The 16,363-nt window shown below is 75.0% G+C and carries 14 protein-coding genes; 7 read left to right on the top strand and 7 right to left on the bottom strand.

What is annotated here, in order from left to right:
- The first annotated feature begins 239 nt into the window (after positions 1-239).
- From DMB38_RS33020 to DMB38_RS33010, 3 genes are all read left to right on the top strand, one after another.
- A complete protein-coding gene (locus tag DMB38_RS33020) occupies positions 240-890 on the top strand; it encodes a DUF427 domain-containing protein (protein WP_125938257.1) in 651 nt (216 codons plus the stop codon).
- 123 nt (positions 891-1,013) lie between these two features.
- Positions 1,014-1,328 carry a nuclear transport factor 2 family protein gene (locus tag DMB38_RS33015; protein WP_125938256.1) on the top strand — a complete coding sequence of 105 codons (315 nt, stop codon included), beginning with the start codon at positions 1,014-1,016 and terminating at the stop codon, positions 1,326-1,328.
- 74 nt (positions 1,329-1,402) lie between these two features.
- Positions 1,403-2,068, top strand: coding sequence for a TetR family transcriptional regulator (locus DMB38_RS33010; protein WP_125938255.1), 666 nt, complete (start codon positions 1,403-1,405; stop codon positions 2,066-2,068).
- Between the two features lie 54 nt (positions 2,069-2,122).
- Here DMB38_RS33010 and DMB38_RS33005 read toward each other — a convergent pair whose 3' ends face one another.
- Positions 2,123-3,247, bottom strand: coding sequence for an aminopeptidase P family protein (locus tag DMB38_RS33005; protein WP_125938254.1), 1,125 nt, complete (start codon positions 3,245-3,247; stop codon positions 2,123-2,125).
- 198 nt (positions 3,248-3,445) lie between these two features.
- On the opposite strand from DMB38_RS33005, the gene DMB38_RS37590 reads away from it, so the two are divergent.
- The 3 genes from DMB38_RS37590 to DMB38_RS32995 all read left to right on the top strand — a co-directional run bounded on the left by DMB38_RS37590 (position 3,446) and on the right by DMB38_RS32995 (position 7,638).
- Positions 3,446-3,577 (top strand): hypothetical protein, encoded by a 132-nt coding sequence (locus DMB38_RS37590; protein WP_276314984.1) that lies wholly within the window; start codon positions 3,446-3,448, stop codon positions 3,575-3,577.
- 19 nt (positions 3,578-3,596) lie between these two features.
- Positions 3,597-4,193, top strand: a complete 597-nt coding sequence (locus DMB38_RS33000) for a TetR/AcrR family transcriptional regulator (RefSeq protein WP_125938253.1) — start codon at positions 3,597-3,599, stop codon at positions 4,191-4,193.
- Positions 4,194-4,449: 256 nt separating this feature from the next.
- A complete protein-coding gene (locus DMB38_RS32995; RefSeq protein ID WP_240662597.1) occupies positions 4,450-7,638 on the top strand; it encodes a BTAD domain-containing putative transcriptional regulator in 3,189 nt (1,062 codons plus the stop codon).
- Between the two features lie 260 nt (positions 7,639-7,898).
- Here the strand turns inward: DMB38_RS32995 and DMB38_RS32990 are convergent, their stop codons facing one another.
- On the bottom strand, positions 7,899-8,564 hold the full coding sequence (locus DMB38_RS32990) for a TetR/AcrR family transcriptional regulator (RefSeq protein WP_125938251.1): 666 nt from the start codon (positions 8,562-8,564) through the stop codon (positions 7,899-7,901).
- A gap of 97 nt (positions 8,565-8,661) precedes the next feature.
- Between DMB38_RS32990 and DMB38_RS32985 the strand changes: the two genes are divergently transcribed.
- Entirely contained in the window at positions 8,662-10,164 is a 1,503-nt protein-coding gene (locus tag DMB38_RS32985) for an MFS transporter (RefSeq protein ID WP_125938250.1), read from the top strand.
- A gap of 75 nt (positions 10,165-10,239) precedes the next feature.
- Here DMB38_RS32985 and DMB38_RS32980 read toward each other — a convergent pair whose 3' ends face one another.
- The 5 genes from DMB38_RS32980 to DMB38_RS32960 all read right to left on the bottom strand — a co-directional run bounded on the left by DMB38_RS32980 (position 10,240) and on the right by DMB38_RS32960 (position 16,330).
- A complete protein-coding gene (locus DMB38_RS32980) occupies positions 10,240-11,136 on the bottom strand; it encodes a universal stress protein (protein WP_125938249.1) in 897 nt (298 codons plus the stop codon).
- Positions 11,137-11,298: 162 nt separating this feature from the next.
- On the bottom strand, positions 11,299-12,015 hold the full coding sequence (locus tag DMB38_RS32975) for an ABC transporter ATP-binding protein (protein WP_125938248.1): 717 nt from the start codon (positions 12,013-12,015) through the stop codon (positions 11,299-11,301).
- A gap of 8 nt (positions 12,016-12,023) precedes the next feature.
- Positions 12,024-12,857: an ATP-binding cassette domain-containing protein gene (locus DMB38_RS32970; RefSeq protein WP_125938247.1), complete on the bottom strand. Its 834-nt coding sequence runs from the start codon at positions 12,855-12,857 to the stop codon at positions 12,024-12,026.
- 136 nt (positions 12,858-12,993) lie between these two features.
- Positions 12,994-15,117: an ABC transporter permease gene (locus DMB38_RS32965; protein WP_125938246.1), complete on the bottom strand. Its 2,124-nt coding sequence runs from the start codon at positions 15,115-15,117 to the stop codon at positions 12,994-12,996.
- Position 15,118: 1 nt separating this feature from the next.
- On the bottom strand, positions 15,119-16,330 hold the full coding sequence (locus DMB38_RS32960) for an ABC transporter substrate-binding protein (RefSeq protein WP_125938245.1): 1,212 nt from the start codon (positions 16,328-16,330) through the stop codon (positions 15,119-15,121).
- Positions 16,331-16,363: the final 33 nt, after the last annotated feature.

Here is a 16,363-nt window from a genome sequence, read left to right as displayed (position 1 = left end):
GACCAATGCCGGATACTGGCCTATACCAATCGGGAGTGTCAAGGAAGTCCGTGATCCGGGCAAAGGCGGAATGCCCTGCTCCGCAACGGTGGGCGGCCGGGGGCCGACCCGCGGGTGGCCTGCGGACCACGCTCCGGCGGGGCGGTGCACGGGCCCGCTCCCGGGCGGGAAGCCCCGGTCCTCCGCGGGTGTTGACGCTGACAGCCTTTGACAGATCTTGACCGCCGGGAGGCAGGAAGATGCTGACCTTCGACACCAGGACCTGGGAGCCGAGCGAGCGGCGGGTGCGCGGCAGCCTCGGCGGCGCGCTCGTGGTCGACAGCGGGGCCGCGCTGCTGGTGCGGGAGGCGGGCAGGCCGTACGTGACGTACGCCTTCCCGCGCCGCGACGTCCGCACCGACCTCGTGCCGGACGCGGTGCGGACGTACGACGGGGACCCCGATCTGGCGGACTACGTCTCGGTGCGGTGGTCGGCGCTCGACCACTGGTACGAGGAGGACGAGGAGCGGCTGGTGGGCCCGCAGGACCCGTACCACCGGGTGGACGCGGTGCGCAGCACGCGGCACGTACGGGTCGCGATCGACGGGCAGGTGGTCGCGGAGTCGCGCCGGCCGCTGGCGGTCTTCGAGACCGGGCTGCCGGCGCAGTTCTACCTGCCGCCCGAGGACGTGCGGCTGGAGCTCTTCGAGCCCACGCCGACGCGCACGGGGTGCCCGTACAAGGGCTACGCGTCCTACCGGACGTACCGCGGCCAGGGGACGCCGGAGCGCGCGGACGTGGCGTGGTCGTACGAGGAGCCGCTGCCCGAGGCCGCGCCGCTGGCGGGGTACGTGGCGTTCTACGACTCGGTGGCGGACGTCGTGATGGACGGGGTCAAGCGGGGCGGCTGACCGCGGCGGCCCCCGCCCGGGCGGGGGCCGCGGAACTGCGGCGGCGGCGAGCCGGCGGGACAATGACGGCGAGGTCGCGCACGCGGCGCGTGCGCGTCACGGCAGCAAACCCGGAGGTGCCCCATGGCCGTCCAGCCCACCGACCCCGTCGTGGCCGCCTTCGTCGCGGCGCTCAACGCCGGCGACAGGGAGGCGTTCTTCGCGCTCCTCACCGACGACGCGACCATGACCGACGACGGCACCGAGCGGGACCTGGCCGCGTGGACCGACAAGGAGATCTTCTCCGCCGCCGGCCACATGGACGTCGAGTCCGTCGCCCCCGACGGCCGGTCGCTCGTGGCCACGTACACGAACTCCACCTGGGGCGGCATGCGCACCCGCTGGTCCTTCACCGTCGACGGCGACCGCATCAGCCACTTCGACACCGGGCAGGCGTGAGCCTCAGGGCCCGGGCACAAACCTGCACCGGGTGGAGAAATCCTCCCGGGATACCCGTTTGCTACCGTGACGCCGTGGACGGCAAACCAGGGCTGCGCGAGCGCAAGAAGCAGCGGACCCGGGCGGCGCTCTCCGAGGCGGCGATCGCCCTGTTCCTGCGGCACGGCTTCGCCGCGGTCTCCGTCGCCCAGGTGGCCGAGGCGGCGGAGGTGTCCAAGCGCACGCTCTTCGCGTACTTCCCGAGCAAGGAAGACCTCGTCGCCCACCGCTTCGCCGACCACGAGACGGACGCCGCCCGCGCGGTACGGGCCCGGCCGCCGCGCACCGCACCGCTGGCCGCGCTCCGCGAGCACGTCCTGCGGGGGCTGCGGGAGCGGGCCACGGCCACCGGGCTCGACGACCGGCCGGAAGTCCGCGCGCTGTACCGGATGATCCTCGACACGCCCTCGCTGGCGGCCCGGATGGAGCGGTTCAGAACCGGCGCGGAGCGCGCGCTGGCCGACGCGCTGCGGGAGACCGCGGGCGTCCCCGAGCCGACCGCGCGGCTGGCCGCCGCCCAGATCGTCGCGGTGCAGTGGGCGCTGGCCCGGGAGAACGCCGAGCGGCTGGCGGCCGGGGAGTCCGCGGACGACCGCTATCCGGGCGCGGTGGCGGCGGCCGAGCACGCGTTCGTGCTGCTGGCGAACGGGCTGCGCCGGCTGCCGCGGACGCGCCGGCGCCGCGGCGGCCGTACCGGCTGACGTCTCGCCGGGACCTGCCGGGGAGCGGCCCGGGACCTGCCGGGGACGGGGCGCCTACGACACGATCGCCATCTCGCGGGCGGTGTCGTTGAGCCGCCGCCCGCCGGTCTCCGTGACGGTCACGATGTCCTCGATGCGTACGCCGAAGCGGCCCGGCAGGTAGATGCCGGGTTCGACGGAGAAGCACATGCCGGGCACCAGCGGCTGCTCCTCGCCCTCGATCATGTACGGCGGCTCGTGGGTGGTGGTACCGATGCCGTGCCCGGTGCGGTGGATGAAGTACTCGCCGTAGCCGGCGTCGTCGATGACCCGGCGCGCCGCCCGGTCGACGTCCTGGCAGGCGGCGCCGGGACGGACGGCCCGGAAGCCGGCCTCCTGCGCCGCGCGGACGACGTCGTGGATCTCCCGCTCCTCCGCCGTGGGTTCGCCGACGTGCACGGTGCGGGTCGTGTCGGAGCCGTAGCCGTGGACGAGGCCGCCGAAGTCGAGGACGACCATGTCGCCGTCGCGGATGACCCGTTCGCCGGCCTCGTGGTGCGGGTCGGCGCCGTTGGGGCCCGAGCCGACGACGGTGAAGTCGACCTGGGAGTGGCCGAACCGGCGCAGCAGCGCGGCCAGTTCCGCGGCGACGTCGGATTCCTTGCGGCCGGCGAAGCGCGCCTTCCTGATCTCCTCGTACGCGGCGTCCGCGGCGGCGCCGGCCGCGGCCAGCCGCGCCAGCTCGGCGTCGTCCTTGACGGCGCGCAGCATCGGCAGCCCGTCGGAGACGGCGACGTAGGCGGAGCCGGGCAGTTCGCGCTGGAGCCCGAGCAGGTGCAGGGCCCAGGCGTCGTCGCTGACGGCGTACCGGCCGCGGGGGTCGAGCAGCGGCGCGGTCACGGCGTACGGGCTGGCGCCGTCGGTCCAGTCGCGCAGGGTGAACGCGGGTCCGCCGGCCGCCTTGGCGGCGTCGCCGGCCTCCAGCTTCGGCACCACCAGCACCGGATCCGCCCCGGGGGCGAGCACGAGCAGGGTGAGCCGCTCGGTGACGGCGGGCGGCGCGTAGCCGGTGAGCCAGAGGAGGTCGGGGCCGGGGGCGACGAGCAGCCCGGCGAGCCCGGCGCCGGCGGCGGCGCGGGCGGCGTGCCGCATACGGGCGCGGTAGTCGTCGGCGGTGAACGGGGCGAAGTCGCCGGTCATACGGGCTCCTCGGGGCTTTTCTGGGCCTTCTGGGCTCTTCTGGTCTCTTCTGGGCCGGTCGGCGGGGTTGGCCGGGCTGCCATGAACGTACTCCCCGCACCACCGTGCTGCACGTAACGCAAGTCAACTTGCATTAGGAACCGCCCGGGTCGTACCTTAAAGCAAGACCTACTGCGTTAACCGGCTGGAGGCACCCCGATGGTTCTCACCCCTGACTTCTGGACGCTGTTCACCGTGTTCGCGGCCGGCGGCATGGCGCTCACCGCCGCGACCGCGGCGCTCGTGGCTGCCCTCCCCCGCCACCGCGCCGACCGGCCGGCGCCGCACTGACCTGCGCTACGTTGGCGGGATGCCGGAAAGCAGCCGCCAGCCCGCCGCCGCCGCCCGCAGAACGGGCGGCCGCAGCGCCCGCGTCCGCGCCGCCGTGCTGCAGGCGACGATCGACGTCGTCCTGGAGCGCGGCGCCGACGCGCTGTCGATCGCCGAGGTCGCCCAGCGCGCCGGCGTCCACGAGACGTCGATCTACCGCCGCTGGGGCACCAAGTCCGCCCTCGCCCTCGACGCGGTCCTCGACCGCACCCGCACCGACCTCCCCACCCCCGACACCGGCGCCCTCCGCACCGACCTCCTCGCCCTCCTCCACGACACCGCCGCCTTCGTCCGCACCCCGCTGGGGGGCCTGCTGCTGCGCATGGCGGTGCAGGAGGACCTCGCGGAGTACGAGGCGGCCCGCGACCAGTTCTGGACCACCCGGTTCGCGGTCGGCGCGACGGTCCTCGACCGCGCCGAGTCCCGCGGCGAACTCCGCCCCGGCGTCGACCGCCGCCTGGCCTTCGAGGCCCTGACGGGCCCCCTCCACACCCGCCTGCTGCTGACCCGCGAGCCCCTGGACGAGACCTTCCTGGAGGGCACGGTGGACCTCCTGCTGTCGGGCATCGCCACCTGAACACCCGCTCGGCACCGGGCGCTTCCACGCCGAAGGCACCCGGCACGGCGAGGGGGCGGCGGAATTCCTGCGCTCGCCTGCGGGATGTCCTTCGCGCGCCCGGCGCACGCATCCGTGCGCCCCGTCCCGCTCCCCTGGTGTATCCGTACCGGCGTGGCGATGGTGTGGTGTCCCCGGCGTGCGGGCGGGGCGCCGCCACCACGGAGGGGATCCGACCGCGGGGCGACGGTCCCGCGGGTCGATGGTGGAGCGACGGGTGGAACTACGGGCTCTGGGACCGCTGGAACTCTGGCAGGGCGAGCAGCGCCGCGACCTCGGTTCGGTCAAGGAGCGCTGCGTCTTGGCCGTACTGGTGCACGCGCGCGGGCGGTCGGTCACCGCAGAGGCACTGACGGAGCGCGTCTGGGACGGCTTTCCGCCGCCGAGCGCGCAGGGCACGCTGCACAGCCTGCTCTCGCGGCTGCGCAGCAGGCTGAAGCCGTACCGGGACGCGATCGAACTGGAGCGGCCCTCGCCCGGCGTCTACCGGCTGCGGGTCGGGCCGGGGAGCGTCGACCTGCTGCGGTTCGAGGAGTTACGGACCCAGACCGCGACGGCCGTCGCGCAGGGCGAGCGGTGGCAGGCGGTGGGGCTGCTGCGCACGGCGGAGTCGCTCTGGCGGGGCGAGCCGCTGGCCGAGTTCCCGGGGACGTGGGCGACCGCCACCCGCGCCCGGTTGCTGGAGGATCTGCACCGGGTGCGGGAGCAGCGGATCCGGCTGGAGCTGGAGGCGGGCCGGCACTCGGATCTGATCGGGGAGTTACGGGAATTGGTGGCGGAGAACCCGCTGGCCCAGCGGCTCGTCGCCTCCCTGATGCTGGCGCTGTACCGGTGCGGCCGGCACGCCGAGGCCCTCGACCTCTACCGCACCACGCACCGCAGGCTCGACGAGGAGCAGGGCATGGCGCCCGCCGCGGAGCTGCGCGACCTGCACCGGCGCATCCTGGAGCAGGACCGCGAACTGCTCGCCGCGCCCACGCCCGCCGCCGGCACCCCGGTCGACGCGGCGGTGACGCCCCCGCCCCGCACCAACCTGCCCCGCGACACGCACGACTTCACCGGCCGGACGAGCGAGCTGAGCCTGCTCCTCGCTGACGCGCGCACGGGCAAGGGAACGGGGCCGGGGGCGGCGGACGGCGGGCAGGAGAAACGGGCGTTACCGCTTACCGTGATCGAAGGGATGCCCGGCGTCGGCAAGACCAGTCTGGCCGTCCACGTTGCGTACGGGCTCGGCCCCGCGTACCCCGACGGGCAGCTCTTCCTCGACCTGCGCGGGTTCAGCGGGCAGCAGCCCTACGGTCCGGCCGAGGCGCTCGCCGTGCTGCTGCAGACGTGTGGGGCGCCGAATCTGCCGGACACCCTGGACGAGCGGGCGAGCGCGTGGCGGGAGTGGACGGCGCGCCGGCGGCTGCTCCTGGTCCTCGACAACGCCCGCGACGCCGCGCAGGTCGAGCCGCTGCTGCCCGCCTCGCCCGACTGCCGGGCGATCGTCACCAGCCGCAACCGGCTGCGACTGGACGGCGCCGAAGAACTGCACCTGGAGGTGCTGTCGGCGGCGGAGGCGGCGGAGTTGTTCACGCGTGTCGTCGGCGCCGCCCGGCTGCGGGGCGACGGCGCGACGCTGGCCGGAGTCGTCTCCGCCTGTGGCTGCAACCCGCTCGCCCTGCAGTTCCTCGCTGGCCGCTTCCGGCACCGCGGCTCCTGGGACCTCCCGCACCTCCTCGACCGGCTCAGCCAGGCCGCCGACCCCCTCGACGAGCTGGACCCCGCGGTGGCCGCCGCCTTCCGGCTGTCGTACGAGGAACTCAGCGCCCCGGCCCGGGACATGCTCTGCGCCCTGGCCCTGGCCCCCGGTCCCGACCTGCCGCCCACCGCGGTGCTGGCGCTCGTGGGCGCCGCGCCGGACGTGCCTCCTGCGGGGCCGCGGCGCAGCATCGACGAACTGCAGGACTGCAACCTGCTGGACGAGCCCGTACGCGACCGCTACCGCCTCCACGACCTCACCCGCGCCTTCGGCCTCCAGGCCGGCCAGCACGACCTGCAACCGGCCGCGCGGCAGGCGGCGTTCGACCGCCTCGCCGCCCACTACCTGACCGCGGCCCACCGCGCGACCCGCCTCGCCCATCCGCACCACCGCATCCTGCCGCTGCCGCCGGGCCTGGTCTCCCCGTACGCACCACAGTTCGCGGACGCGGACGTGGCGTCCGTCTGGCTGTCGGTGGAACGGGCCAACCTCCTGGCCACCGCCGCCCACGCCGCCACCGCGTCCCCGGCGACGGCGGCGCTCTTCCCGCACGTACTCGCCCCGTCCCTGGAGCGCTGGGGCGCCCGGGAGCCCGCGGCTGCCCTCTACGACGCGGCCCTCGGCGTCCTGCGCACCCGCGGCGACACGGCCGCCCTGGCCCGCACGCTGGTGGACCGGGCGGCGCGGCTGGCCAAGGAGAACCCGGAGGAGGCCCTGCGCAACGCCCGCGAGGCGCTGGCGGAGTTCCGCCGGAGAGGGGACGAACTCGGGTGTGCCGACGCGCTGTTGCAGGTGGCCAGGGCCCATGTCACGGCCGGGGACAGCGAGGCGACCCTGCGCGTGCTGAACGAGGCGCTGAGCCTGTACGCGAAGGGCGGCGACCGCCACGGTGAGGCCCAGTGCCTGAACGTCCGGGGACTCGCGCTCCGGTACGCCGGGCGGCACCGCGAGGCGGTGGAGACCGCACACGCGACGCTGGCCCTGCGCCGCGAGATCGGCGATCTCTACGGGGAGGCCATGGCGTTGAACAACATGGGGGAGCTCCGGCGCGGCGAGGGCGACTATGACGCCGCCCGCGCCTGCTACGAGCAGTCACTGGCCCTGATGCGGCGGTGCGGTGAGCGCGGTGACCTGGCCATCCTCTCCACGAACCTGGGCATCGTGCACCACGCGACCGGCCACACCACGGAAGCGCTGGCCTCCTTCCACCAGGCGCTGCAGAGCCACCGGGCGGCGGGTGACGCCCTGGGCGAGGTCCATGCGCTGACGAGCCTGGGCAACCTGTACGCGGAGTCCGGCCGGCGCAGCGAGGCCGTGCTGCACTTCGGTATGGCCGCGCGGCTGGCCGCGACGATCGGGAACGCGTACGAACGACAGCGGGCGCTGGTCGGGATGGCCGACGTACACCGGCGGTCCGGCAAGCTCACGGCCGCGCGCGAGACCTACGAACTGGGCCACCGGATCGCCGACGAGGCCGGCATCCCTCTCGGCAGCGCGCACGCGCTGGAGGGGTTGGCAAGGGTGGCGCTGGCGGCGAGCGATGTGGGCGAGATGAGGCGGTGCGCGGAACTGGCGATGGGGCTCTACCGCGCGCGGGAGGCGGACTCGGACGCGGACAGGGTGGCGCGGCTGCTCCGGGAGCATGGAATGACCGGCTCGTGATCAGATCAGGAGCCGGTCGGGAAGCACTGACAGAGCGTCAGACAGTGCTGTGTGCGCTGGAGCCGACGGGGGCGTGGGCGGGCTCCTGATACATCCACTGGTTCACTCCCGCGAAGACAGCAAAGGCGGCAATGGCGAGGACAGCGGGCGTGGCCAGGATGGCTATGGAGCGCAAGACGAACCTTTCATAGGGGGTTTTCGCAGCGACTGCCGTCGCTGCGAGAGCGCCGATCTTAGCGACCCGCTTTTCAGTCGGCAAATCACTTGACCCCCTTTACAGTTCCGGAGGGAACGTCCGAGGCCGGGGCCTCGAAGGCCGCCGTCAGGAAGGTCGTCAGGCGTTCCACGTCGTCCTGGCCCCGCGGGTCCGCCGGGGGTGGGCCCGGGTGGAAGTCCGTGAGGGTGCCGGACTGGTGGAGGGCCAGGAGGCCGACCATGGCGCGGTAGCGGTACGCGACCTCGGCCGGGGTGAGGTGGGGCAGCGCCGTCGTGAGGGCGTCCAGGTACTCGCCTTCCACCGGGGCGACTTCCGCGCCGAAGAGGCGGCGGATCGCCGGGTCCGGTTCGCAGACGACCCGGCCCAGGAAGCGGCGCAGGTCCGCGCCGCCCGCCCCGGCGTCGCCGACGTGCGCGCCGGTGGTGACGAAGGCGCGGACCAGGTCCGCCGCGCCCGGGGGGTCGGCGGCGGCGCGGAGTTCGCCGAGGAGGCGGCGGCGTTCGCCGTTCACGGCTGCCATCGCGCGTTCGACGACGGCGCGTAGCAGCCCTTCCTTCGAGCCGAAGTGGTAGTTCACCGCGGCCACGTTCGCCTCCGCGGCGTCGGTCACGGTGCGCAGGGAGGTCGCGGCGAACCCGTGCTCGGCGAAGAGCCGCTCGGCGGCGTCGAGGAGGCGGGTGCGGGTGGCGGTGGAGCGTGGCGTGGACATCGACCGGAGTTTAAACGCTCGCTTGAAGGCGGCGCCGATCCCGTGGTAAAGATTCAAACGATCGCTTCAATCGCTCGTTTGAATCTTCGGAGTGCCCATGCCGCCACCCGCCGTCGGCCCCGGCCGTCGCACCGCCGTGCTCACCGTGATGTGCCTCGCCCTCGCCGTGGTCGTCGGCATGCTCGCCTCGCTGCTCGTGGCCGTACCCGGCATGGCCCGCGACCTGGAGGCCACGGAAGCGGAACTGCAGTGGGTCATGAACGCCTACGGCGTCACCTTCGCCGGGCTCCTCCTCGCCGGCGGCGCGCTCGGCGACCGCTACGGGCGCAAGGGCGTCCTCCTCACCGGGCTCGCCGTCTTCGGCCTCGCCTCCGGTGCCGTCCTGCTCATCGACGACGTGACCCTCGTCATCGTTCTCCGGGGCGTGGCCGGGGTGGGCGCCGCGCTCGTCATGCCGATGACCCTCTCGATCATCACCGCCGTCCATCCGCCGGAGAGCCGCGGACGGGCCGTCGGCATCTGGTCCGGCGTCAGCTTCGGCTCCGCGCTGCTGGCCGTGCTGCTCGCCGGCGGGCTGCTGGAGGCGTACTCGTGGCGCTCGGTCTTCGCCGTCAACGCCGGGCTCGCCGCCGTCGCCCTGCTCGCCGCCGCCGTGCTCGCCCCCGCCTCCCGCGCCGCCTCCGCCGCGCCGCTGGACGTCGTGGGCGCCCTGCTCTCGGTGACCGGCATCGGCGCGGTGGTCTTCGGCATCGTGGAGGGGCCGGAACGGGGCTGGGCGCACGGCGCGGTGCTCGGCGGCTTCGCCGTCGGGGCCGCGGCGCTCGGCGCGTTCGTACGGTGGGAGCTGCGCACCCCGTATCCGCTGCTCGATCTGCGGGTGTTCCGGCTGCCCGGGGTCTCGGCCGGGTCGCTGGTCATCACGGCCGAGACGCTCGCCATGTTCGGGTTCTTCTTCCTCGGCCTGCAGTACCTCCAGGAGATCCTCGGCTATTCGCCGATACGCGCCGGGCTCGCGCTCGTCGCGATGGCCGCCGGCGCCATGGTCTTCTCCCCCGTCGCACCCGCGCTGGCCAAGCGGTACGGCATGGCCGTCGTCATCGGGCTCGGCATGGCGCTGATCGCCGCCGGGCTGCTGGTGCTGGCGGCCGTCGTCGGCGGCTCCGGCATCTGGGGCTTCCTCGTCGCCACCGCCGTCCTGGGCGCGGGCGTCGCCTTCGCGGCGACCCCGGCGACAGAGGCGATCGTCGCCGCGCTCCCGGACGGCAAGCAGGGCGTCGCCTCCGCGCTCAACGACCTCACCCGCGAACTGGGCGGCGTCCTCGGCATCGCCGTCCTCGGCAGCGTCTTCAACTCCGCCTACCGGAGCGAGGTCGGCCGGGCCGCCGAAGGGCTGCCGGACGGTTCCTCCGGCACCGCCCGCGACTCGCTGGCGGGCGCGCTGCGCGTCGCCGACGAGGTCGGGGGCGCGCGGGGCGCGGAGTTCGCGGGGGCGGCGCGAGAGGCGTTCAACTCCGGGATGTCCAGCGCCCTGGTCGGCGGGCTCGCGGTCGTCGTGCTGGGCGGCGGGGTGGCGGTGGCGCTGCTGCGGCGGGTCCGGTAGCCCGGGCCGGGGGGGGCGGGCGGGGGCCGGCACTCGCGGGAGGAGCGCTGGGCCCCGCCCCCTTCGTACGGCCCGTCAGCGCGTGTCCGGCTCCGGCCGCACCACCGCCACCGGGCAGTCCGCGTGATGCAGCAGCGCCTGGCTCACCGAGCCCAGCAGCATCCCGGTGAAGCCCCCGCGGCCCCGGGCGCCCACGACCACCAGCGACGCCTCCCGGCTCGCCTCGATCAGCGCCTCCCTGGGACCGCCGCGCAGCACGCGGCGGTCGACGGACACGTCCGGGCAGCGCTCCTGACGGCCCGCCAGCGACTCGGCGAGCACGCGCTCCTCGTTCACGGCCAGGTCGCCCGGCCCGCTCGCGTACGGCGCCGCCGGGTCCTGCGGCCGCGGGGCCTCGGCCCGCCACGGCGACCAGGCGTGTACGGCGACGAGTCCCGTGCCGCGCATCGACGCCTCGGCGAAGGCGAACTCGATGGCCGCGTCGCCGGACCGCGAGCCGTCCACGCCCGCGACCACCGGGCCCTCGCGCGCCGGGCCGCCCTCGCCGCGTACGACGAGCACCGGGCAGTGGCCGTGCGCCGCCAGGTGCACGGCCGTCGAGCCCAGCAGCAGGCCGGCGAACGCGCCGAGCCCGCGGCTGCCGACGACGGCCAGCGCCGCGCCGCGCGACTCCTCCGCCATCACCGGCAGGGTGTCGCCGGTGACGACGGCGCCCTCCGCCTCGACGTCCGGTTCCGCCTCGCGCGCGTGCCGTACGGCCTCGGCGACCACCTGCTCCGCCTGGTTGCGCAGCCCACCCTCGGGCGGGCCCATCGACGACGGCTCCAGCGGTACCCGCATCATCGGCCAGAAGAAGGCGTGCACGACACGCAGCGCGGTGCCGCGCAGCCGCGCCTCGCGGGCCGCCACGGCGACGGCCGCCAGGCCCTCGGCGGACCCGTCGACGCCCACCAGCACCGGTGCACTCACCATCGGCCTCCGTCAGCGCGCGCGGCGCGCGGGGCGCCGCTGGATCCACGTACGGTCACCAGACTTGCCCAGCGCCGCCGGTACCGCCAGCGGCGGCGGGTGAGCGGGTGAGCGGCGCCGTGCCCGCCTCCGAGGGCGTGCCGGGCGCGCGGGCTCACCCCCGCGTCAGTGGGCCGTCAGCGCCAGCGCCTCGTGCAGCTCCGCCGGGTCCTTGCGCACCTCGGGACCGCCCAGCCGGGCCGTGACCCGGCCCGACGTCAGCACCGTCACCGTGTCGGCGCACAGTGCGGCCGACGCCGGGCTCGGCGAGACCAGCAGCACCGCCAGCCCCTCCCCCGCCAGCGTGCGGACCAGGTCGAGGATCTGCCCCACCAGCACCGGCGCCAGGCCCTCCGTCGGCTCGTCGAGCAGCAGCACGCGCGGCGAGCCAAGCAGCGCGCGGGCCAGCGCGAGCATCTGCTGCTCGCCGCCGGACAGGTCGGTGCCGCGGTGGGTGCTGCGCTCGCCGAGCCGGGGCAGCAGGTCGAGCACCCGCTCCGGCGTCCAGGGGCGGACGGCCCCGCCGTCGCGGGGCGGGCGGTGGGCGAGGCGGATGTGCTCGGCGACGGTGAGCCGGGCGAACACCCGGCGGCCCTGGGGTACGAGGCCGACACCGGCGCGGGCGATGCGGTGCGCCGGGCGCCCGGTGACGTCGCGCCCCGCGACCTCGACGGTGCCGGTGGCCGGGCGCAGCAGGCCGGCGACGGCGTGGACGAGGGTGGTCTTCCCGGCGCCGTTGTGGCCGACGACGGCGTGCACGCTGCCCTCGGGGACATCGAGGTCGAGGTCGTGGAGGACGGTGCCGCCGTGGTAGCCGGCGGACAGCCCGGAGATGCGGAGCATGGGTCGGGTCACCTCTTGGCGCCGGTGTCGTGGGCGGCGGCGGCATCCGGAGTGCCGGCGGGCGCCGGGGCGTCGGCCGTGGTGGCGGCGTCCAGGTACGCGCTGCGCACCTCGGGCAGTTCGAAGACCTCCCGGACCGGGCCGGAGGCCAGCACCCGCCCGGTCACCAGCACCGTGACCGTACGGGCCAGCCGCGCGACCACCTCGGTGTTGTGCTCCACCAGCAGCACGGCGATGCCGTCGTCCAGGGAGCCGAGCACGTCGAGCAGCCGGACCACGTCCCGGTCGGTGAGCCCGGCGGCGGGCTCGTCGAGCAGCAGCACGCGCGGGCGGGCGACGAGCGCGGCGGCGAGGTCGAGCAGCCGGCGCTGGCCGTGCGAGAGCGAGCCGGCCGGCCGGTCCGCCACCCCGGCGAGGCCCACGTCCGCGAGCCGCTCCGCCGCCGCGGCGGCCAGCCGCCCCCGGCGCGCGCTCCGCCGCCAGGCGCCGCGGCGCTCGGGGTGGTGCCGCCAGGAGGCGAGCAGCACGTTGTCCAGGACGCTCAGGTCGGCGATGGCGGTGGGCTGCTGGAAGCTGCGGGCCACGCCGAGGCGGCTGCGCCGCGCGGGCGCGGTACGGGTCACGTCGCGGCCGAGGAAGGTGATGGAACCCTCGTCGGGCCGCTCGGTGCCGGCGATGAGGTTGAGCAGGGTGGTCTTGCCCGCGCCGTTGGGCCCGATGAGGGCGTGCCGGGCGCCGGCGGGCAGGTCGAGGGAGACGTCGTCGACGGCGGTGAGGCTGCCGAAGCGGCGGGTGAGACCGGCGAGTTCGAGGGCGGTGGAGGCTGCGGTGGATGCGGTCACGGGGTGCCCTTCCGTACGCGGGCGGCGGGGCCGGATGCGGTCACACGGCCGCCTTCCGTACGAGGAGCGGGGCGGCCGGCGGCGGAGGCCGCCGTCCGGCCCGTACGACGGCCGGGGCGAGCCGCGGCGCGCGCGGTCACGTCGTCCCCTTCCGTCCCCGGGCCGGCGGGCCCGCCTCCGCCGGTTCCGGCGGCTCCTGCCGGTCCTGCTGGTCCTGCTGGTCCTGCTGGTCCTGCGGCTCCGTGTCGCCCGGGCTGCGGGGCGCGGGCAGGCGCCCCGCGGCGCCGCCGTCGCCCTCGCCGTCCGCGGCGACCACGCGGGGTGCGCCGGACACGAGCCCGGCGAGCCCGCGCGGCAGCAGGTAGACCGCCGCAACGAACAGCACGCCGAGCAGCAGCGGCCCGTGGCCCGGCCACGAACCGGCCAGCCAGTCGCGGGTGTAGACGATGAGCCCCGCGCCCACCAGCGCGCCGATGACCGAGGTGATGCCGCCGATGACGGCCGCGAGCAGCGCGAGCGCGGCGATCTCGAAGCCGACGTCGGCCGGCGAGACGTAGCTCTGCACGGCGATGAGCAGCGAGCCGCCCGCGCCCGCGAGTGCGCCCGCGCCGACGTACGCCAGCAGCAGGTACCGGGTCACCGGGTGGCCCGAGGCGCGCATCCGCTCCTCCGCCTCCCGCGAGCCGGTGAGCAGCTTGCCGGCCGGCGAGCGCAGCAGCACCAGCGCGGCGGCGACGACGCAGACGGCGACCACGGCCGCGTACTGGTAGATCGCCAGCTCCTCGAAGAGCGGTTCGCCGCCCCAGAACGCCTGCGTGGAGGGGAAGCCGGCGAGGCCGTCGGTGCCGCCGGTCACGGACTTCCACTGACCGATGGCGATGGCGGTCAGCTCGCCGACCGCGAGGGTGATCATGAGCACGGTGGTGCCGCGGGCGCGGATCACCGCGGGGCCCGTCACGACGCAGAACGCGGCGGCGACGGCCGCGGAGATCACCACCTGCACGGGCCCGACCGTCCAGTCGTTCTCGGCGAGTTTGGCGGTGGTGTACGCGCCGACGGCGAACGGCGCGGTCTGCCCGAGGGTGGGCAGCCCGGCGTAGCCGGTGACCACGGTGACGCTCACCGCGAGCAGGCCGAGGGCCAGGGCGTAGCCGGCGAGGGAGAGCGCGTAGGCGTCGAGCATCGTCGGCAGCACGGCCAGCACGACGACCAGCGCGAGCAGCGGGGCCGCGGCGCGGACCGCCGTGGCGGTCCGCCCGGCGCCGGAACCCGCGGCTGCCGCTTGCGCGCCGCGCGCCGCCCGCATCCCCCGCCAGGGCCACGGCACTCGGGCCAGCCTGCGGCGCAGCCGCTCCGCCGGGTCGGGCGGCGGGTCGGCGTCGTGCTCCGGGCCGTGCGGCTCGGCGAGCCCGCGTCCCGAGCGCAGGATCAGCACCGCGGCCATGGCGGCGAAGAGCAGGTACGGCGCCCAGTCGGGGGCGACCGACACGCCCAGCGTCTGCACCTCGCCGACGCCGATGGCGGCGACCAGCGTCGCCCACAGCGAGCGGAGCCCGCCGAGGACGACGACCACGAGGGAGAGCATCAGCACGGTGTCCCCGGTGCCGGGACCGGGGCCGATGATCGGCGCGCCGAGCACGCCCGCGGCGCCGGCCAGCGCGCCGGCCGCGGCGAGCACGCCGGTGTGCACGACCCGGGGGCTGAGCCCGGTGGTGGCCAGCATCTCGGGGTCGTCGGCGGCGGCCCGTACGGCGGCGCCCGCGCGGGTGCGGGTGAGCACCCAGGTGCCGGCCGCGGCGAGGACGACGGCCATGACGATGAACCCGAGCCGGTAGGCGGGGTAACGGTGGCCGAGGAGGTCGACGGAGGTGTCCAGCGCGTCCGGGATGCGTACCGGCATCTCGTCCGCGCCGAACCCCTCCACGAGCAGGTTGCCGCCGATCAGCGCGAGGCCGAAGGTGAGCAGCGCCTGGTCCAGATGCCCGCGGCGGGCGAGCGGCGCCGTCGCGGCGGAGAGCAGGGCACCCGCCGCGCAGGCGGCCGCGGTGCCGGCGACGAGACCGAGGGCGAGGCCGCCCCAGGTCCCGTCGCTCAGCTCGGCGCCGGTGTAGGCGCCGACCGCGTACAGCGTGCCGTGCGCCAGGTTCAGCACCCCGGCGGTGCCGAACGCCAGGCTCAGGCCGGCGGCGACGACGAAGAGCAGCAGCCCGTAGGCGACGCCGTCGACCGCCGGCACGAGCTGGGCATCGAACGCCCCCATGTCAGTCGCCGAGCGTGGCCAGGTCCTGGACCGTGACGTTGGAGAGTTGCTTGCCGTCCTTGCGGACCTCGCGCAGGTACCACTTCTGCACCGGCGCGTGCGACTTCTTGCCGAACGCCCAAATGCCGCGCGGGCTTTCGATCTGGCCGAGGCTGCCGAGGGCGGTGTTGATGGTGTCCGAGTTCACCTCGCCCTTCTCGGCGGCCGCGGCGATGGCCATGTCGAGCACGGCGGCGGCGTCGTACGAGGCCACGGCGTACCCGGTGGGCGGGGTGTCGTGCTTGGCGGTCCAGTCGGAGACGAACTTCCGGTTGGCCTCGTTGTCCAGGTCCGCGACGTAGTTGGAGACCGACTGGATGCCGTCCGCCGCCTCGCCCTGGGCCTGGAGGATGCTGCCCTCGGTGAGCGAGCCGGAGGCGTACAGCGGCAGGTCGGCGACGTCGGACTGGGCGTACTGCTTGACGAAGTCGATCGCCGCCTTGCCCGCGTAGAAGGTGTACACCGCCTTGGCGTCGGACTGGGCGATGTCGGCGAAGTACGGGGTGAAGTTGGTCGTGTCGGGGAACGGCGTCCAGGTGGTCTCGCCGTCGGAGTTGGCCAGTTCACCGCCGATCTCGTCGAAGGTCTCGGTGAAGCCGCCGAGCTGGTCGTAGCCGCCCTGGTAGTCGGGGCCGATGGCGTAGACCGGGCCGTCGACCTCGTCCTTGACGTACTGGGCGATGGCGGTGCCGTAGTCCTTCGACAGGAAGCTGGTGTGCCAGACGCGCGAGACGTCCTTGAGCTCCGGCCGGCCGTTGGAGCTGACCAGCGGGATCTTGTTCTGCTCCAGCATCGGCAGCACGGCCTGGTAGGAGCCGTTGGCGACGATGCCGGTCATCACGTCGACCCGGTCCTTCTTCACCAGCTTGGTGGCCGCCGGCACCGCGGTGGGCGGGCCGTCCCCCTCGTCGCCCACCGACAGTTCGACCTCGCGCCCGCCCAGCTTGCCGTTGTGCGTGTCCAGGTAGAGCTGGAATCCGTTGCGCAGGTCGGTGCCCACGGCCTCGTACGTCCCCGAGAGGGCGGCGAGCAGGCCCACCTTCACCGTCTCGTCGCCGGAGCCGCTGTCGCCGCCGCTGCAGCCGGCGAGGGCCAGCGAGACTGCTGCTGCTGTGGCGGCGACGGCCCGGGTTCTGCTACGGCCGGGACGGCGTATGGATGCGTTGACGAACACGAAGGCTCCCGAGGGAAAAATATGAGGGATGGG

Source organism: Streptomyces sp. WAC 06738 (genome assembly GCF_003945505.1).
Taxonomy (GTDB): Bacteria; Actinomycetota; Actinomycetes; order Streptomycetales; family Streptomycetaceae; genus Streptomyces.
This window is presented reverse-complemented; position numbering and strand designations above follow the sequence as displayed.